Origin of the sequence: Streptomyces sp. NPDC026206, assembly GCF_040638465.1 — a bacterium.
In the GTDB taxonomy this organism is placed as follows: domain Bacteria; phylum Actinomycetota; class Actinomycetes; order Streptomycetales; family Streptomycetaceae; genus Streptomyces.
Genome location: NZ_JBEZYL010000004.1, coordinates 212866 through 231030 on the forward strand (window position 1 = coordinate 212866; position 18165 = coordinate 231030).

The window sequence follows — 18165 nt, forward strand, 5'->3', positions numbered from 1 at the left end:
AGGCCTACGGCCGCAAGCCGTCAGGCCCAGGCCGCTGGGCGAAACGGCGCACCCCGCCAGGGGTGACCACCGCGTGCACGGGGTGGTCGTGCGGTTCCTCCGGGACCCGCGCGACCACCTCGTCGTCGTAGAGCAGCACCACTCGCGCCGGATCGGCCCCCGCCCGGTCCAGGCGGGCCAGCACCCGGTCGTACGAGCCACCGCCGCGCCCCAGCCGGAGCCCGCGCCCGTCCACGGCCAGGCCCGGCAGCAGCACGGCGTCCGCCTCCGTGACGGCGTCGGGGCCCAGCCGCTCGCCGTCCGGCTCCAGCAGGCCCCTGGCGGCCCGCACGAGGTGGCCGGCGCCGCGGTACAGGCCCCAGTCGAGATCGTTGTCGGGCAGCAGGACCGGCAGCAGGACCCGTACGCCCCGCGCGCGCAGCGCGTCCAGCAGCGCACGGGTGCCCGGCTCGCTGCCGACCGAGACGTAGGCGGCCACCGTTCCGGCTCCCGAGAGCTCCGGCAGCTCCAGCGCCCGGCGCCCCAGCGCGGCCTCCGACGCCCGGATGTCATTCTTGGTCAACCCGGCTCTCACCGCCAGCAGGGACCGCCGCAACGTGGCTTTGCTACCGTCGGCAGGACCGGGAGTACCGTCGGAGTGGATCATTGTTCGTACAAACTCCTTTTCTCGGGTCATACTCGGCGGAGTCACATCTTCCGCCCGATCTCAACGGATAGTGTTCGGCCCATGACTCAATCGCGCCCTCGGATCAGCAAGGCTGTCATCCCTGCCGCCGGGCTCGGAACGCGCTTCCTCCCCGCGACCAAGGCCACGCCCAAGGAGATGCTGCCGGTCGTCGACAAGCCCGCGATCCAGTACGTGGTCGAGGAGGCGGCCCACGCGGGGCTGTCGGACGTCTTGATGATCACTGGTCGGAACAAGCGCCCGCTGGAAGATCACTTCGACCGCAATTACGAGCTCGAGGAGGCCCTGCGCCGCAAGGGCGACGACTCCCGGCTCGCCAAGGTGCAGGAGTCCAGCGATCTGGCGACGATGCACTACGTCCGCCAGGGCGACCCCCGCGGCCTGGGGCACGCCGTCCTGTGCGCCGCCCCGCACGTCGGCGACGAGCCCTTCGCCGTACTGCTGGGCGACGACCTGATCGACTCCCGCGACCCGCTGCTGTCGCGCATGGTCGACATCCAGCGCAGGAACGGCGGCAGCGTGATCGCGCTCATGGAGGTCGACCACGCCCAGATCGGGCTCTACGGCTGCGCGGCCGTCAAGCCCACCGAGACCGAGGACATCGTCCAGGTCACCGGCCTGGTGGAGAAGCCCGACCCCGACGAGGCGCCCAGCAACTACGCCGTGATCGGCCGGTACGTCCTCGACCCGGCGATCTTCGATGTGCTCCGCGAGACCGAGCCCGGCCGCGGCGGCGAGATCCAGCTCACCGACGCCCTCCAGGCGCTGGCGGCCGAGCCGGGCCTCGGCGGGCCCGTGCACGGCGTGGTCTTCAAGGGCCGCCGCTATGACACCGGTGACCGCGGCGACTATCTGCGTGCCATTGTCAGACTCGCATGCGAACGTGAAGACCTGGGACCGGACTTCCGGGCCTGGCTTCGAAGTTACGTCACCGAGGAGATGTAGCGCTTTGAGCAGTACCGCCGGCACGGCCGCCAGGGAAGACCGCCTCTGGTCGGTGGACGAGCACCTCGACGACATCCTCGGGAAGATCCGCCCGTTGGAGCCGATCGAACTGCAACTCCTGGACGCCCAGGGCTGTGTGCTGGTGGAGGACATCACCGTCCCCGCGGCCCTGCCCCCCTTCGACAACAGCTCCATGGACGGCTATGCCGTCCGGGTCGCCGACGTCAAGGGCGCGAGCGAGGAGTTCCCCGCGGTGCTCACCGTCGTCGGCGACGTCGCGGCGGGCCAGGGCGAGCCGCCCGCCGTCGGCCCCGGCGAGGCCGTCCGCATCATGACCGGCGCTCCGCTGCCGCCCGGCGCCGAGACCGTCGTCCCCGTCGAGTGGACCGACGGCGGCACGGGCGGCGGCCCCGCCACCACCATGGCCGCCGGCGGCGAGGTCTCCGGCGAGGTCCGGGTCCACCGCCCCGCGGCCGCCCGCGCCCACATCCGCCCCCGCGGCAGCGACGTCGGCGCCGGCGAGATCGCGCTGACCGCCGGCACCGTCCTCGGGCCGTCCCGGATCGGCCTGCTGGCCGCCATCGGCCGCGCCACCGTGAAGGTGCGCCCCCGCCCGCGCGTGGTCGTCCTGTCGACCGGCAGCGAGCTCGTCCCGCCCGGCGAGACCCTCACCGCCGGGCGGATCCACGACTCCAACAGCTTCATGCTCACCGCCTGCGCCCGCGACGCCGGAGCCATCGCCTACCGCGTCGGCGCCGTCGAGGACGACCCCCACACGCTGCGCGCGACGCTGGAGGACCAGCTCATCCGCGCCGACGCCCTCGTCACCAGCGGCGGCGTGAGCGTCGGCGCCTACGACGTGGTCAAGGAGACCCTCTCCGGCCTGACCGGCGAGGAGGGCAGCGTCTCCTTCCGCCGGCTGGCCATGCAGCCCGGCAAGCCCCAGGGCTTCGGCCGCATCGGCCCCGACCGCACCCCGCTCTTCGCCCTGCCCGGCAACCCCGTCAGCTCCTACGTCTCCTTCGAGCTGTTCGTACGGCCCGCCCTGCGTGCCCTGGCCGGGCTGGAGCCCTTCAGCGACCGCGAGACCGTGCGGGCGGTGTGCACGGAGGGCGTCGAGACCTCGCCCAAGGGCCGGCGCCAGTACCTGCGCGGCCACTACGCGGACGGGACCGTCACCACGGTCGGCGGCGCGGGCTCCCACCTGGTCAAGGCCCTCGCCGACGCCAACGCGCTGATCGTCGTCCCCGAGGACACCACGTCCGTCGCCCCGGGCACCGAACTGGACGTCATACTTCTCGACTGACCGGCCGCCCCGCCGGGTACGGTGGCTGCCCACAGGGACCGTACCGGGAGAACGATGAGCAGCGCCCAGGAGCACCTCACCCACCTCGACGACGCGGGCGCGGCCCGCATGGTCGACGTCTCGGCCAAGGAGATCACCGCCCGCACCGCCCGCGCCAGCGGCCGGGTGCTCGTCGCACCGCGCGTCGTGGAACTCCTGCGCGGCGAGGGCCTGCCCAAGGGCGACGCCCTCGCCACCGCCCGCATCGCCGGCATCATGGGCGCCAAGCGCACGCCCGAGCTGATCCCGCTGTGCCACCCGCTCGCCCTGTCCGGGGTCACGGTCGACCTGAGCGTCGCCGACGACGCCGTCGAGATCCTCGCCACGGTGCGCACGACGGACCGTACGGGCGTGGAGATGGAGGCCCTCACCGCCGTCGGCGTCGCCGCCCTGACCGTGGTCGACATGATCAAGGCCGTCGACAAGAACGCGGTCATCACCGACATCCGGGTCGAGGAGAAGACCGGCGGCAAGTCCGGCGACTACGTGCGCTCCGCCCCGCAGGGGGGCTCCGCGTGAGCCCCGGGCCGGACGCCGCGCCCGCGGACGGCCGGGAGCCGGAGGCGACGGCGAAGGCCTACCGGGCGCTCGTCGTGACGGCGTCCAACCGGGCCGCCGCCGGGGTCTACGAGGACAAGGGCGGCCCCCTCCTCGCCGAGGGCCTGGCCCGGCTGGGCTTCACCGTGGACGGCCCGCGCGTCGTCCCCGACGGCGACCCCGTGGAGGCCGCCCTGCGCGAGGGGGTCGCGGCCGCGTACGACGTCGTCGTCACCACCGGCGGCACCGGCATCTCGCCCACCGACCGCACCCCCGACGCCACCCGCCGCGTCCTCGACCACGACATCCCCGGCATCCCCGAGGCCATCCGCGCCGAGGGCCTCGCGAAGGTCCCCACGGCCGCGCTCTCCCGGGGGCTGGCCGGAGTGGCCGGGCGAACGCTGATCATCAACCTGCCCGGCTCCACGGGAGGGGTGCGCGACGGCCTGGCCGTCCTCGAACGGCTGCTGGTCCACGCCGTGGACCAGCTGCACGGCGGCGACCACCCGCGAAGCCCGGCATGAACATCTGGCCCGTCGAGCTGGCGGACGGCGACATCACCCTGCGCCCGATAAGGCTGCGCGACCAGCGCGCCTGGCGCGAGGTCAACCGGCGCAACCGCGACTGGCTGCGCCCCTGGGAGGCGACCGTCCCTCCGCCGCCGCCCGGCAGCCCGCCCGCCCAGCGCCCCACCTACCGGCAGATGGTCCGCCACCTGCGGGCCGAGGCGCACGCCGGGCGGATGCTGCCGTTCGTGATCGAGTACCGGGGCCAGCTGGTGGGCCAGCTGACCGTGGCGGGCATCACCTGGGGCTCGATGTGCTCGGCCCACATCGGTTACTGGGTGGACGAGGCCGTCGCCGGCCGCGGTGTCATGCCGACGGCCGTCGCGCTGGTGTCCGACCACTGCTTCCTCACCGTCGGGCTGCACCGCATCGAGGTCTGCATCCGGCCCGAGAACCTGCCCAGCCGGCGGGTGGTGGAGAAGCTCGGCTTCCGCGAGGAGGGCCTGCGCCCGCGCTATCTGCACATCGACGGTGCCTGGCGCGATCACCTCGTCTACGCGCTGACCGCCGAGGAGGTCCCGGAGGGGCTGCTGGCCCGCTGGCGCCGGTCCCGGCCCGTCGACGGAACGGGGGCCGGGGCGGGCGCTCCGCAGAAATAAAATGAACGTTCGAATTTAGCTGTCAATTGACGGTATTCGTCGACTTCCGGTATCAACAATCACAAAAAAAGTTCGAGATATCAGCCGGATCGTGCGACACACCGCGCCAATTGGCGGAATCCGCCGGGCGGGCCCCTCTACCGTTGGAGGGGTGAGCAGCAGCGGCCTGATCTACGCAGTCATCGTCGGGGCCTGGGCCGCCTACTTGGTGCCGATGTGGCTCCGTAGGCAGGACGAGCTCAATGAAGCGCGTCCGACGGAACGCTTCAGCACGGCCATCCGGTTGTTGTCCGGGCGGGCGGGCATGGAGCGCCGTTACGCCAAGGACCTCGAGGGGCGCGCCCCCGCCGACGGGCCGGCCTCCGCGGAATCCGCGGAGCCGGAGCCGGAGCCCCGCGCGCCCGAGCCGGACGTCACGACCGAAGCGGTCGACGGCCGCTCCTTCGGCATGCCCGCCTCCGGGTCGGCGCCGGGAGCGGCGGCGGGGTCCGGGCAGGCGGCGGCCGCGGGGTCCGGGCAGGCGGCCGGTGTGGGCGCTGGCTCCGCGTCCGGGCCGTCCGCGTCCGGGTCCTCCGCGTCCGGGCCGGTGTCCGCGCAGACGGCCGCCGAGCGCGCCCGGCGCTCGAAGGTCCTCGCCCGCCGGCGCCGGACCACGGTGCTGCTCTTCCTCGCCTTCAGCGTCGGCGCGATCGTCGCGGGCGTGGGCGGCCTCGCGCTCCTGTGGGTCCCCGCCGTCCCGGCGGGGCTGCTCAGCGCGTACATCTTCCACCTGCGGATCCAGGAGCGGCGCCGGTTCGCCTTCACCATGGACCAGCGCCGTGCGGAGCTCGCGGCCCAGCGGCTCCGTGAGGGCCGGCCCCGCCCTCACGAGGCGGCTCCGGAGACGGACGCCGCCGCTGACACCGTGATCCACCGCCAGCCCTCCGGTGCGGGCGACCCGTCGCCCCACAGTGCGGGCCGCCGCGCCCTGGTCGAGCAGACCGACCACGCGGAGTGGGTCGACCAGCAGCGCGACCGGGGTGCGGGCGAGGGCTGGGAGCCCGTGCCCGTACCGCTGCCGACGTACGTCTCCGCGCCGGTCGCCCCGCGCGCCGGCGACGGCGCCGACCTCGGTGGCCCGGACACCTGGAGCTCCGCCAGGTCGAGCACCGCCGGGCCGGCCGCCGACCGCAGGCCCGCCGCCGAGGAGCGCCGCGCCCCCCGCTACCGTCGTCGCCCCCGCGAGCGCGGCCACACCCCGCTGTTCGACCAGTACGCCGACGACGACCGCCCCCGCGCCGCCAACGAGTGACCCCCGCCCGCCCGCCGCACCGCGCCGACCAGCGCGCATGGGCGGGGGAGCGGATTTCCGGGCGCCCCGATGGGGATGCTAGAGTTTCACTCGTTGCAAGGGCCTGTGGCGCAGTCCGGTAGCGCACCTCGTTCGCATCGAGGGGGTCAGGGGTTCGAATCCCCTCAGGTCCACAGCAATAACTGTTCTTGAGTTCGCTCAGGGAGAGTTGATGAGATCCCGTCCGATCATCTTGATCGGGCGGGATCTTTTCGTTTGCGGGTGTTCGGGTCCGCGCGCCGACGGGAGGACCGGTTCGGGCGACGCCGCGTTCCTGCCGGGGGTTTGCGTCGCCACAGCCCGCCGGGGCGTGCGCGAGTTCGTCAGGACCCGTAAGGCCCGCTCGGTGCGCCGTACTCGGCGACGAGACCGAACCGGCTCTGTTCGCCGCCGGAGGACGGGACCTCCGTGAGGAAGGACGCGGTGCCGATCGCCCGCTCCGGCGCTTCCTGTGCGGCGGACTCCAACTGCTTCAGCTCGGCGGCCGACACGAGGGCGATGAGGGGCTTGCCGTGCCGGGTCACGATCACTCGCTCCCCGCCGTAGACGACACGGTTGATCAGGTCGGCGAGCTCGGACCGGGCTTGCGTCACTGGAATCTCATAAGCCATGCGGGCCATCCTACGTTCTGTACTTTTTGTACATTTAGGGTGAGCGCCGATGCCTCCGCTCAAGTGTGATCGGACGGCCGGTCCGAGGGTGGGCCGACGCTGGTACGGACCACTGATCATTTTGTGATCCAGATCATGTTTCCCGGGCCGGTGAAACGGTTCTGCGGATATGTGCGGCCATGACACGATCATGCCGATCGCTACCTCGGGTGATCCCGCGAGGGGCGGTCACCGCTCTTCCCGTTGCCGTGTGATGCAGCGTCAGGTGTCAACTCCCCTGTCGCAGCCCCCACCTCACGCTCCCGAGGACCCAACTTTGCGCAATACCACCAGGTATGCCGTTTTACCTGTACTGACTGCAGCGTCCCTGCTCGCTGTCACCGGCTGTTCCGGTGCCAGTCCCTCCGCCGCGGGCAAGGGCGGTGACGCCGAGCCGGTGGCCGCAACAGCCGCCGCCGGCGTCTCGCCCCAGCTCGCGGTGGCCGCGGCCCCGGCGGGGGCACCCGCGCCGAGCGCCGTGGCCCAGCCCGGCAAGGGCACGGGCCCCAAGGCGGCCAAGTCGTCGCTGAAGGTCGCCTCGTTCGACCAGCGCAGCGGACGGGCCGTCATCTCCGAGGCCACGAAGGCCTCGAAGAAGCCCAAGGGGGTCGCGCCCCAGCCGTCCAAGTCCCCGGCGTCTTCGTCGTCTTCGTCGTCCTCCTCGCCCTCGTCCGGCGAGCAGACGAACGTGGCCGTCGGTGACGTCATCGCCAGCGCGCCGGCCCCCGGCGCTCCCCACGGTGTCCTCGCCAAGGTCACCCAGGTGCTCGGCAAGACCGAGCAGGGCACCGAGGTCAACACCTCCCCGGCCACCCTCGACGCGCTGCTCGGGGACTCCGAGGCCAAGGGCAAGGTGCCCGTCGACCCGTCCGCCGTCACGGTGGACCCGCTCGTCCAGGGCGTGAAGGTCTCCTGGGCCAAGCCCGGCGGCGTCCACGTGGGCCCGCAGGGCGCCAAGGTGCCCCTGGGCACCCTGCGGCTCGACGTCGGTGCCTCCATACCCACGCCCAAGGACTCCCCGGTCCAGGCCGAGGCATCCGCCCGGGGCTTCGTCCAGCTGGCCCCCGAGGTCGACTTCTCCTACGACGGCAAGGGCTTCGGCTCCGGCCGCGGACCCGGCACCGCGTCGCTGGCGCTGTCCGGCGACTGGGCCTCGGCCTGGGAGCTCAAGGGCCAGGCGGCCGCCACCACCGCGGACAAGCCGCTGCGGGTGCCGTTGGCCAAGCTGCACGCCGACCCGGTCATCCAGGTCGGCCCGGTGCCGGTCGTCGTCAACCTCGACCTCACCTGCTACCTGCAGGTCGACGCCGAGGGAAAGCTGAGCGTCGACGTCAAGCAGGACCTGAAGGGCGACTTCAAGGTCGGCGGCGCGTACACCTGGGGCAAGGGCTGGACGCCCGTCAGCAAGGCCGACATGACCGCCAGCCCGGTGCGCGCCACGGCGACCGCCTCGGGCAAGGTCAAAGCCGCGCTGGGCGCCGAGGCGTCGGTGGGTCTGTACGGTGCGGTGGGTGTGAGCGCGAATCTCTCGCCGTACCTGCGGGCCGAGGGCGAGGGCAGTGCGACCGCCGCGACGGACGGCTCCGCTTCCGCTTCCGGGAAGTGGGCGGCGTACGGCGGGGTGGACCTGACCGGGGCGCTGCAGGCGCAGCTGAAGATCTTCGGTACGCCGTTGTTCGAGAAGCGGTTGCCGTTGGACATTCTGCACCGGGAGTGGAAGCTGGCCGGGGGTGAGGGGGCCGTTTCGGTTCCGCCCAAGAAGCGGTAGCTGTAGCTGTAGTTGAGCCCCTGACCCGCCCTTTCACCGTTTCTCGTCCTCAATCTCCCCCAGCTACCGCTGGGAGGTGCCCCAGACGGGCTGGATGTGGCCCGCCGGGCAAGGCGAATGTGTTCGCCGGGCGGGCTGATGCGGCCCGGTGGGTGGGGTGGAGTTGATCGTCGGGTGGGCTGGAGAATCCAGCCCACCCGACGATTGTCGTTCTACAGCCTTGATGCGATCGTGCGGGCCAGTCGGACGATGTCGCCCGTGGGGCTGGTGTGGGTGGCCGGGGGCCGGCGGGTCCAGCGGTCTTCCAGGGCGTACCAGTCGACCGGCCTGGGTTTGCGACCCTCGGCCAGGGCCGCGTCCAGTTCGGTGAAGTAGGTCTTCCAGCGCAGCCGGTAGAGGCCCCCGACCAGGCCGGACCACTCGCGGTTGGCGTAGTCGTGCAGCTTGCCGTTGTCGGCCGAGGCGCGCGGGCCCCACACCGTCAGCAGCGACACGGCGTCGGCCTGCAGCCGGTCGCGTTCGGCGTCCGAGGAGCCCCAGGCGCGGGCGGCGGCGATCCAGCGGCCCAGCAGGTGCCGTTCGTCCGTGGCGGCGACCTGCTCCAGCAGGTCGGTCCAGTCCAGCCACTGCCGCGTGAGCTCGCCGAAGCGGGCGCGGTCCCCGGCGTCATGGGCCGCCTTGATGCGCGGCAGCAGCAGCCGGCTGCGGTTGGCCACGCACTGTCGGGCGACGTCGAGGAGGTCGTAGCGGTAGGCGGAGCTGCCGCGCAGGGCGGGAGCGACGGCCAGTAGCGCGGGCAGGGCCCTGTCGAACTCGGCGGCTTCGTAGCGCAGTTTGCGGGGCGACCAGGTGGCACCGCGGTTGACGGCCAGGTCCGGGCGGGCGCCGAAGAGGCCGTCGGCCTGTTCGCTCCAGCCGTCGGCGCGGGTCGTGCCGTAGGCGGTGCGGCGCAGGGCGTCCCAGGCGCGCGCGGCGCCCGTGTCGGGGGCGCCGTAGCGGCTGACGGGCCACCGCTCGAACCAGGCATCGAGGTCGACCGGGCCGTCCGTCCAGGCCAGGTCGGAGAAGAGGGCGAGGGCCGCGGGGTTGTTGTCGGCGGCCTCCGGCATGGCGGCGATGCCCCGCAGGGCGCTGCCGGGCTTCGTTCTCCAACGGTGGTACAGCTCGGCCCAGTCGGGGGCGTTGGCTCCCAGCGCGGTGTGGCCGCCGAAGTTCCAGATGGTGCCGAAGGCGTAGGGGGTGCCGCCCCAGTCCGCCTCGCGGTCGGTGATGGCGGGCTTGCGGTCGGAGAGGCCGTCGAGGATGAGCATCCGGGAGCGGTCGACCGCGTCGACGATCTCCCGCTTGGGGTTCTGCTGCCAGCCGAGGATGGCCCAGACCGCGCCCGGATGAGCGGTGCGCAGCGCCTTCTCCACGGCCCGGGCGGCGTCGCCGACCGGTACGTCGCCGGGGGTGCCGCCCTCGTGCAGGAGGTCCATCTTGTACATGGAGGTGGCGCCGTACAGCTCCTGCTGCGTCCGGTAGAAGGTGCGGGCGACCGCGGCGAAGTGCGGGGTGCGCGGGTCGAGCCAGTCGGGGCGGGGGAAGCCGCCCCAGTCGCCCTGCGCGATGGTGCGGGCGCCCTTGTTGCGCTCGGCGAAGCCGGGCGGCACGGTGCCGTAGTAGCCGGGCAGGACGGGCGTCATGCCGAGCTCGCGCAGCCGTCGCACGATCTTCCTCGCCAGCGCGGTGCGGCGGTCGAGGAGCTCGCGGGAGACGGGACCGCCGTAGGAGGCCATGTTCTGCATGAGCCACCACGGCTGGTGGGCGGGGCCGGGAACCCAGTGGCGGACTTCCGCGTCGGTGTAACCGTGTTGAACGAATGTGCGGTGATAGACGGCGTCGGCGCCCGCGTACACCAGCACTTCGTTGAAGCCGTGCAGGGCGAGGACGTCGATCTCGTGTTCCCAGTAGTCCCAGTCGTGGTACGGGCCGGTGTAGCCGTCGTTGGTGTCGTTGAGCGCGAAGCGGTGGACGGCGTTGGCCGTGCCGGTGAGCGGGGCACCGACGGCCGGGAGTCGGCCGGGCAGGGCGGTCTGTTCGCCGCTCCACGAGAAGTGGGCGTGGGCGACGTGGCGCAGGTACCGGTGGAAGCCGGTGAGCTGTACGGCCGCAGTGGTGCCCTCGACAGTGATCCGGCCGGCCCCACCGGACACCCGGAAGACGTCGCTGCCGCCCCGCCGGGGGATCGTGCGGAAGGTGACCTGGGCGTGGTGGCGGGGCAGCAGCCGGGCCAGGGCCGCGGCGGCCGCGCCGCCGCCCGCTGCCGGGGCGCCCCCCGCGGCCCCCGCGGGGGGCACGCCCACCGCGCCGAGTGCGGCGGACCCGGCGAGGGCGCCGAGGAGCGTACGACGGGCGATGTGCATGAGTGACCTCCGGGGCCGTGGCGCTGTGGCGACGGGCTGGACTGGACCACTTGAGCGCGGAGATCCTATGAGCCGGCGACGGGAATCGGTCAAGGGCACGGGCGGTGAACCAGCCACGCCGGTTACATTTGGCACGAATGGCTCCACGGGCCGGTCCCGACCTGCTAAGTCCGCCCGTCCTGCCCGTCCTGCCCGTCCTGCCCGTCTGCCCGTCTGCCCGTCTGCCCGTCCTCCCGTCCTGCCTGCCCCGCACGCTCTTCCGGCCGGCCCCGCCCGCACGGCCGCCGGCGCCCGACCGGCCCTCGGTGCCCGCTCGTCCGCGCAGTCCGTACGACCCACTCGCGCAACCTGTACGAGTACGCCTCGCCCGCGCAAATCCGTACGACCCGCCCGTGCAATCCGTACGACCCGCTTGCACAACGAGTACGACCTGCTCGCACAACGAGTACGACCCGCTCGCCCCGTACGACCCGCTCGCCCGGCGTCACCGCTCGTCCCGCTCATCCCGCCCGCTCGTCCCGCCCGTCCCGCGTCACCGCCCGTCTCCGTCCCATCGGCATGAGGATTCCCGTGCGACCACTCCACGCGACGCTCGGCGCCGCGGCCCTCGCCGCCGGGCTGCTCTGCGGGCTGCTCTGCGGGTGCGCCGATCCCGGCGGGCTCAAGGTTGCCGGCCCCGCCCACACCCCCACGCCCACCGCGGCCCCGGTCTACGTCGCCGAGGGGCCGGACAGGCCGCCGCTGCGGGGCCCGGCGTCGCTCGTGATCGGCGACTCCGTCCGCCTGAGCGGCCTGCGCTGGCGGTCCTGGGGCGGGCCGACCGCCGAGGCCACCGGCGAGGTGGCCGGCGGCTGGTGCGGGCAGGCCTGCCGGGACAAGCCGTACAAGGCCACGGTCACCCTCAGCGGCGTGATCCGGCAGGATCGTTCCGCCTACTACGGCAGAGCCACCGTCGTCGCCGGGGGCCTCCCGCCGGAGCAGCACAGGGAGCTGCGCGACCTGCGGCTCTTCGTCCCCCAGCGTTAGCCGCCGAGGAGTCCTGAGCCGATGGGTCTGCGTACGAAGATCGGAGTGGCGATCACCGCCACCGCCGCACTGGTCGCCGTTCTCATCGGTCTCGTGGTGCACCACCGCACGGCCGTCAACCAGCTGGAGACCGCGCGCGAGAGCCTCGACCAGCGGCTCGTCACGGCGGCCGAGGACCATGCCGCGGGCATCGACCGCCCCCGCGTGATCCTCAACCCCTACCGCCTGCCCGAGCCCCTGCGCCGGGCCGCCGAGAAGGGACAGCGCGCCACCTACCTGGACCGGTCCGGCCGCGCCCCGATCCTGTGGGCGGCGGTGCGGGTGCGCGAGGACACGGTCGTCCTCAAGCACTCCTACCTCCGCCAGACCCGCAACCTGCGGGAGCTCGACGAGGACCTGTGGCTGGCCGGCGGGTTCGGCACGGCCCTGGCCGGGATCGTGGGCGTGGGATGCGCGACCGTGGCCGGGCGCCGCCTGAACGCCTCCGCCCGGACCGCCGAGCGCATCGCCGACGGCGACGTCACCGCCCGGCTCAGGGCCCGGGGCGGCAAGGACGAGATCGCCCGCCTGATCCACGCCGTCAACACCATGGCCGACGCCCTCGCCGCCCGCCTGCAGGCCGAGCGCGAGGTCACCGCCAACATCGCCCACGAGCTGCGCACCCCCGTCGCCGGGCTGGTCGCCGCGGCCGGACTGCTGCCCGCGGGCCGCCCCGCCGAGATGGTGCGCGAGCGGGCGCAGCGGGTGCGGGCCCTGATGGAGGACGTCCTGGAGGTGGCCCGCCTGGACACCGACACGGAGCGGGCCGTCACGGAACTGCGGGCGCTGGGCGAGCTGGCCGGGCGGGCGGTGCGCGCGGCGGCCGCTCACGGCCGCGAGGCGGCGCAGGTGCGGATCGTGCGCGACTGCCTGGTCGAGACGGACGCCCGCCGCGTGGAGCGGATACTCGCCAACCTCGTCACCAACGCCTTCCGGCACGGCTGCGCGCCGGTCGTCGCAGAGGTCGACGCCGGGGTCGTACGGATCCGCGACCACGGGCCCGGCTTCCCGGCGCAGCTGCTGTCGGGCGGCCCGCAGCGCTTCCGTACGGGCTCGAACGCCGGCCTCGGCCTGGGGCTGACGATCGCCGCCGGGCAGGCGCGGGTGCTGGGCGCGCGGCTGGCCTTCGCGAACCCGGCGGACGGGGGCGCGCTGGCGACGCTGGACCTGAGCGACTCGGTGCGGGAGGCTCCGCCGGAGGGCGGCGACTGACGTGCGGAGACGGGGAACAGGCCCAAGAGTGGAAGCTGTGAACGACAACGTCCTGTTTCTCAATGCCGACAGCCCGCGCAAGGGCCACCGGGCCCTGGACACCCTGCGCCAGGCGCACGCCGACGGCGACATCACGCTGTGCGAGGGCGCGGTGATCGCACGGGACGCGGAGGGCGCCCTGGACTTCCCCGACGCGGCCGACAACACGGGCGCGGCGCCCGCCTTCGCCATGGGCGGCCTGCTCGGCGGCCTGCTGGGCATCCTCGGCGGCCCGCTCGGGGTCCTCGTCGGCTTCGGGGCGGGCGGCCTGCTCGGCGGTGTCCACGACGCCCGCGCGGCCACCGCCTCGAACGCGGCCCTGGAGATGCTGGCGGCCGAGGTGCCGCCGGGCAGCACGGTCCTCATGGCCGAGGTGCGCGAGGAGAGCCCGGAGATGATCGACCGCATCCTGGAGCCGTTCGGTGAGGTGCGGCGCTACCCGGCGGAGCGGGTGCGGGCGGAGGTGGAGGCCGCGATCGCGGCCGGTCACGGGCACACGTAGCGCCGGGTCCCACGAGGCACACGTAGCGCCGGACGATCCCACCGGCACACACAGCGCCGGGTCCCACCGGCACACGTAGCGCCGGGTCAGCCGCCCAGCGGCTTGCTGAAGCACCGGCTGCTGTCGTACGTGCGGTACAGGCCGAACTTCGGCACGGCCGGCACGTATCCGCTGGAGGTGTACAGGGCGATGGCCTCGGGCTGCTTGTTGCCCGTCTCCAGCACCATGCGTATCCGGCCGGCCTCGCGGGCGCTGTCCTCCAGCGCCGCCAGGATCCGCCGCGCCAGCCCCAGGCCACGCGCCTGGGGGGCCACGTACATCCGCTTCAGCTCCGCGTCCCCGTCCGCGTACCCCTCCCCATTGCTCTCCATCGCCCGCCAGCCGCCGGTGGCCACGGGCGCCCCGCCGGCGTCGTAGGCGATGAGATACAGGCCACGCGGCGGGGCGAACTGCGCCGGGTCCATGGGGGTGAGATCGCCTTCGCCGTACCGCTCGGCGTACTCCGATTGCACCTGGTCATTGAGCTTTACGGCGTCGGGATGGTCGTAGGCGAGCGGCACGATCTCCATTCCATGGATCGTACGGGCGCCCGGTGGCCGGTCGGCAGGGGGCGTCGGAAGTCGGTTATCGTGCCCGGATGCTGACCGTAACCACCGCAAATGTGAACGGACTGCGTGCTGCCGCGAAGAAGGGCTTCGTGGAGTGGCTCGCGCAGACCGAGGCCGACGTCGTCTGCCTCCAGGAAGTACGCGCCGAGCCCCACCAGCTGCCCGACGAGGTGCGCGAGCCGCAGGGCTGGCACGTCGTGCACGCGCCGGCGGCGGCGAAGGGCCGCGCGGGCGTCTCCCTGTACTCCCGGCGCGAGCCGGACGCGGTGCGGACCGGCTTCGGCTCGGCGGAATTCGACGGCAGCGGCCGCTACGCCGAGATCGACCTGCCGGGCGTCACGGTCGCCAGCCTCTACCTCCCCTCGGGCGAGGTGGGCACGGAGCGCCAGGACGAGAAGGAACGCTTCATGGCGGAGTTCCTGCCGTACCTGGTGGGCCTGAAGGCCCGCGCTGCGGCGGACGGCCGCGAGGTGCTCGTGTGCGGCGACTGGAACATCGCCCACACCGAGGCGGACCTGAAGAACTGGAAGGCCAACCGCAAGAGCGCCGGCTTCCTCCCCGAGGAGCGGGAGTGGCTCACCAAGGTCTTCGCGGAGTACGTGGACGTGGTCCGCGCCCTCCACCCGGGCGTCGAGGGCCCGTACTCCTGGTGGTCCTACCGGGGCCGCGCCTTCGACAACGACTCCGGCTGGCGCATCGACTACCTCGTCGCCACCGAAGGCCTGGCGCGGCGGGCGCTGAAGGCCCGTGTGGAGCGGGCGGCGACGCACGCGGAGCGGTGGAGCGATCACGCGCCGGTGACGGCGGTCTTCGGGGCGTAGCGGGCGGGAGAGTGCGGCCCCACCCATGCAGAGCGTGGACGGGGCCGCTCAAGCCTCAGCGGCCCGTCCGGCCGCTGACCGTCACGAAGGCGACCAGAGGGGCCGTTTGGGGCCCGCCCCTGCGCCAGGAGGTGCCAACCGGTATGACCGGCGGAGGGGCAGGGGTCTGGTAGTGGCCGGGTGCGCCGTGGACAGCGAGCCAGACCGCGGCGCCGCAGAGGGCCGGGAGTCCTGCGCCCCGCCGTCAGGCCCAGCGCCTGGAACTCTCAGCCGACCGTGTCTCATGGGGTGACCCCTGGCGAAGGCGCGGGTGGACGTCGTGCCGCGGTGACCACCGGCGTCAGCTCCGCGGCCCCGGCGGGGGGTCGTACAGGCGGTTGCCGTCGGTGAGCAGGCCGGCTCGTTTGACGGGCCGGAGCACCGGTACGACCTCCAGCTGGCGCACCGCCTTGAGGGCACCGAGGCGCTCGGTCATGTAGGTGTACAGGTCGTTGAGGTCGCGGCAGAGCACCGTGGCGGCCAGGTTGGAGCAGCCGGTCGTCGCTGCCGCCCAGGCGACTTCCGGGTGGCCGGCGAGCGTGCGGCCGACCTCGGCCAGGTCGGACGGGGCGACCGTCGCGGTCAGGGACGCCTCGGCCTCGAAGCCGAAGTGGACCGGCAGGATCTCCACGTCGAAGTAGAGCGCCCCGCTCTCGCGCAGGTGGTCCATGCGGCGCCGGACGGTGGACTCCGACCGCCCGGCCGCCCTGGCGAGTTCGGGGTAGCCCGCGCGGCCGTCCCGGGCGAGCGCGGCCAGCAGGGCGTGGTCCTCGTCGTCGAGCCGGACGCGGCCCTCGCCGGTGGGCGGCGGGTGCTCCAGCTGCCGGACCTGGTCGTCGCTCAGCGCGCCGGCCCCCAGCCAGCGGCCCGGGTAACCGCTGTAGCTGTGCAGCAGGTTGTGCGCGGAGACCGCGGTGACGTGCTGGGTGCGCGGCAGCTTCTGGAGCAGGAGCGCGTCGCGCTCGTCCCGGCTGCGGGAGCGGATCATGCAGCCGACCTCGGTGCCGCTGGAGTAGATCTTGACCCAGGCGGTGTCGGGGCGGCGGGCCAGCGCGTCCGCGATGGGCATGGCGGCGCCCGGGGCGCACTGGATGCGCAGCCGCGACTCGAACAGGCCGACCCGGTGGCCCACCGGCAGCCCGAGGACCCGGAGCATGCCCGCGCCGCGCAGCCGGCGATAGCGGCGCACCACCGTCTGGTCGGTGACCTCCAGGACGGTGGCCAGGCGGCTGAAGGGGGCCCGGCCGTCGAGCATCAGGGCCTGGACCAGCCTGCGGTCCAGGAGATCGAGCTCCTGGTCGTCGTTGTCCATGGTTTCCATCATTGCACGCAGGTTTATGAGGGAAAACCGCCGCCGGACCGCCGCTGGTTTCGGGTATCCGGTCGTGTGATGTGACGTTCGACCGAGCCGGGGTGCGCCCACCCCACTCTGTCGATCCGGAGGTTCTTCCGATGCGTAAGTGGCTGCCGCTCGTCGCGGTATGCCTGGGGACGTTCATGCTGCTGGTGGACGTCACCATCGTCGTGGTCGCACTGCCCGACATGGCCCGGGGCCTGCACACCTCGTTCGCGGACCTGCAATGGGTCATGGACATCTACGCGCTGGCGCTCGCCGCGCTGCTGCTGGGCGTCGGCTCCCTCGCCGACCGGATCGGGCACCGCCGGGTGTACGTGGCGGGGCTGGTGCTGTTCGCGCTCGCCTCGCTGGCCTGCGGGCTGGCGACCGGCCCGGCGGCCCTGATCGCCTTCCGGGGCGTGCAGGGAATCGGCGGGGCGGCGATGCTCGCGACGACGACCGCCCTGATCGCCGGCCTCTACCAGGGCCGGGACCGGGGGATCGCCTTCGGCGCCTGGGGCGCCGTCAGCGGCGCCGCCTCGGCGGCCGGGCCGGTGATGGGCGGCCTGCTGACCCAGCACCTCGACTGGCGCTGGATCTTCTTCGTCAACCTCCCCATCAGCGTGCTCGCCATCGCCATGACAGGGAAGTACATCGCCCGCTCCCGCACCTCCCGGACCCGGGGCGTCGACCTGCCCGGCATGGCGGCCTTCACGCTCGCGGCCGGCGCGGCGACCTATGCCCTGATCAAGGGCGAGGATCACGGGTGGACCTCGGGCACCACACTCGGCCTGTTCGGCCTGGCGGCGCTGGCGCTGCTCGTGTTCCTCGCCGTCGAACTGCGCGGCAGGCAGCCCATGCTGGACCTCTCCCTGTTCCGGCAGGCGTCGTTCTCGGGGCTCATGGTCGCCGCCGTGCTGCTCTCCGTCGCCGCGTTCTCGTATCTGGCCTACGCATCGCTGTGGTTGCAGTCCGTGCGGGGCATGGGGCCGGTGACGTCCGGGCTCACCAGCCTGCCCATGAGCGTGGCCGCGTTCGTGGTCGCCTCGCTGGCCGGGCGCTTCCTGCACGGCGCCTCGCCGCGGCTGACCGTGGGACTGGGGCTGTCGCTGATCGGCGTGGGCGCGCTGCTGCAGGCCTTCGTGGGGGCGGAGTCGACGTGGACGGCGCTGGCCCCGGGCCTCGCGGTGACCGGCATCGGCGTCGGGCTCGCCACGCCCGCACTGGCGGCCACGGCCATGGCGTCGGTACCGCCCGAGCGGAGCGGCATGGCCAGCGGCGCGGTCAACACCGCCCGGCAGCTGGGCAACGCGCTGGGCATCGCGGTGCTGGGCGTGGTCTTCCACGCGGGGATGAGCGGGTCCCTGCGGGGCTCCGGCGGTCAGGTCGGTCAGGGCGGCGGGGTGTCGGCCGACGCTCTGGCCGGGGGCCAGGCCGCCGCGGTGATCGGGCGGGCGGACGCGGGGCGGCGCGAGGTGGTCGAGCACGTGGTGCGGGAGGCGTTCGCGGTGGGGCTGCGGGATGTCTTCGTCGTCTCCGGGGTGCTCGGGGTCGTGGGCGGGGTGGTGGCACTGGCGCTGGTCCGTCGGCCGGCTGCGCCCGCTCGGCAGAAGGCCGGGCCCGCGGAGGCGGTGGGCGTGGTGCCGGTCCCGGGGGCCTCTGCGGCGCCGTGACCGGGGCTCCGCCCCGGACCCCGGTCCTCGAAAGCGCCGG

The 18165-nt window shown here is 73.4% G+C and carries 17 protein-coding genes and 1 tRNA gene; 13 read left to right on the top strand and 5 right to left on the bottom strand.

Annotated elements, in window-relative coordinates:
* Positions 1-4: 4 nt before the first annotated feature.
* Positions 5-646, bottom strand: a complete 642-nt coding sequence (locus AB0F13_RS09415; protein WP_362077713.1) for a 5-formyltetrahydrofolate cyclo-ligase — start codon at positions 644-646, stop codon at positions 5-7.
* 81 nt (positions 647-727) lie between these two features.
* On the opposite strand from AB0F13_RS09415, the gene galU reads away from it, so the two are divergent.
* The 7 genes from galU (at position 728) to AB0F13_RS09450 (ending at position 6141) form a co-directional block, all read left to right on the top strand.
* Entirely contained in the window at positions 728-1630 is a 903-nt protein-coding gene (gene galU, locus AB0F13_RS09420; RefSeq protein WP_362077716.1) for a UTP--glucose-1-phosphate uridylyltransferase GalU, read from the top strand.
* A 4-nt stretch (positions 1631-1634) separates the two neighbouring features.
* Complete coding sequence (glp, locus tag AB0F13_RS09425) at positions 1635-2936, top strand: gephyrin-like molybdotransferase Glp (RefSeq protein ID WP_362077719.1); 1302 nt, start codon at positions 1635-1637, stop codon at positions 2934-2936.
* 54 nt (positions 2937-2990) lie between these two features.
* The gene (gene moaC, locus AB0F13_RS09430; protein ID WP_362077722.1) at positions 2991-3494 is read left to right on the top strand and encodes a cyclic pyranopterin monophosphate synthase MoaC; all 504 of its coding nucleotides are present in this window, start codon (positions 2991-2993) and stop codon (positions 3492-3494) included.
* The gene (locus AB0F13_RS09435) at positions 3491-4036 is read left to right on the top strand and encodes a MogA/MoaB family molybdenum cofactor biosynthesis protein (RefSeq protein ID WP_362077725.1); all 546 of its coding nucleotides are present in this window, start codon (positions 3491-3493) and stop codon (positions 4034-4036) included. The genes moaC and AB0F13_RS09435 overlap by 4 nt, the downstream gene beginning before the upstream one ends.
* Positions 4033-4677: a GNAT family protein gene (locus AB0F13_RS09440; RefSeq protein ID WP_362077728.1), complete on the top strand. Its 645-nt coding sequence runs from the start codon at positions 4033-4035 to the stop codon at positions 4675-4677. The genes AB0F13_RS09435 and AB0F13_RS09440 overlap by 4 nt, the downstream gene beginning before the upstream one ends.
* 151 nt (positions 4678-4828) lie before the next feature.
* Positions 4829-5968 (top strand): gephyrin-like molybdotransferase receptor GlpR, encoded by a 1140-nt coding sequence (gene glpR, locus AB0F13_RS09445; protein WP_362077731.1) that lies wholly within the window; start codon positions 4829-4831, stop codon positions 5966-5968.
* Between the two features lie 99 nt (positions 5969-6067).
* A tRNA-Ala gene (locus AB0F13_RS09450) sits at positions 6068-6141 on the top strand.
* Positions 6142-6330: 189 nt separating this feature from the next.
* Here the strand turns inward: AB0F13_RS09450 and AB0F13_RS09455 are convergent.
* A complete protein-coding gene (locus AB0F13_RS09455) occupies positions 6331-6618 on the bottom strand; it encodes a type II toxin-antitoxin system Phd/YefM family antitoxin (RefSeq protein ID WP_362077734.1) in 288 nt (95 codons plus the stop codon).
* Positions 6619-6934: 316 nt separating this feature from the next.
* Here AB0F13_RS09455 and AB0F13_RS09460 point away from each other — a divergent pair, with 316 nt between their 5' ends.
* A complete protein-coding gene (locus tag AB0F13_RS09460) occupies positions 6935-8425 on the top strand; it encodes a hypothetical protein (protein WP_362077737.1) in 1491 nt (496 codons plus the stop codon).
* A gap of 212 nt (positions 8426-8637) precedes the next feature.
* Here AB0F13_RS09460 and AB0F13_RS09465 read toward each other — a convergent pair whose 3' ends face one another.
* Positions 8638-10830 (bottom strand): alpha-N-acetylglucosaminidase, encoded by a 2193-nt coding sequence (locus AB0F13_RS09465; protein ID WP_362077740.1) that lies wholly within the window; start codon positions 10828-10830, stop codon positions 8638-8640.
* A 570-nt stretch (positions 10831-11400) separates the two neighbouring features.
* Between AB0F13_RS09465 and AB0F13_RS09470 the strand changes: the two genes are divergently transcribed.
* Genes AB0F13_RS09470 through AB0F13_RS09480 form a run of 3 tightly spaced genes read left to right on the top strand, consistent with a single transcriptional unit; the run spans position 11401 to position 13648 of the window.
* Positions 11401-11856, top strand: a complete 456-nt coding sequence (locus tag AB0F13_RS09470) for a hypothetical protein (RefSeq protein WP_362077742.1) — start codon at positions 11401-11403, stop codon at positions 11854-11856.
* A 21-nt stretch (positions 11857-11877) separates the two neighbouring features.
* Positions 11878-13107: a HAMP domain-containing sensor histidine kinase gene (locus AB0F13_RS09475; protein WP_362077745.1), complete on the top strand. Its 1230-nt coding sequence runs from the start codon at positions 11878-11880 to the stop codon at positions 13105-13107.
* 37 nt (positions 13108-13144) lie between these two features.
* Positions 13145-13648, top strand: a complete 504-nt coding sequence (locus AB0F13_RS09480; protein ID WP_362077748.1) for a DUF1269 domain-containing protein — start codon at positions 13145-13147, stop codon at positions 13646-13648.
* A gap of 86 nt (positions 13649-13734) precedes the next feature.
* Here AB0F13_RS09480 and AB0F13_RS09485 read toward each other — a convergent pair whose 3' ends face one another.
* A complete protein-coding gene (locus AB0F13_RS09485) occupies positions 13735-14217 on the bottom strand; it encodes a GNAT family N-acetyltransferase (RefSeq protein ID WP_362077750.1) in 483 nt (160 codons plus the stop codon).
* A gap of 68 nt (positions 14218-14285) precedes the next feature.
* Between AB0F13_RS09485 and AB0F13_RS09490 the strand changes: the two genes are divergently transcribed.
* Positions 14286-15077 (top strand): exodeoxyribonuclease III, encoded by a 792-nt coding sequence (locus tag AB0F13_RS09490; protein ID WP_362077753.1) that lies wholly within the window; start codon positions 14286-14288, stop codon positions 15075-15077.
* A 340-nt stretch (positions 15078-15417) separates the two neighbouring features.
* On the opposite strand, the gene AB0F13_RS09495 is transcribed toward AB0F13_RS09490, so the two are convergent.
* Positions 15418-16428, bottom strand: coding sequence for an AsnC family transcriptional regulator (locus AB0F13_RS09495; protein ID WP_362077756.1), 1011 nt, complete (start codon positions 16426-16428; stop codon positions 15418-15420).
* A gap of 140 nt (positions 16429-16568) precedes the next feature.
* On the opposite strand from AB0F13_RS09495, the gene AB0F13_RS09500 reads away from it, so the two are divergent.
* Positions 16569-18125, top strand: a complete 1557-nt coding sequence (locus tag AB0F13_RS09500; RefSeq protein ID WP_362077759.1) for an MFS transporter — start codon at positions 16569-16571, stop codon at positions 18123-18125.
* The last annotated feature ends 40 nt before the right edge of the window (positions 18126-18165 follow it).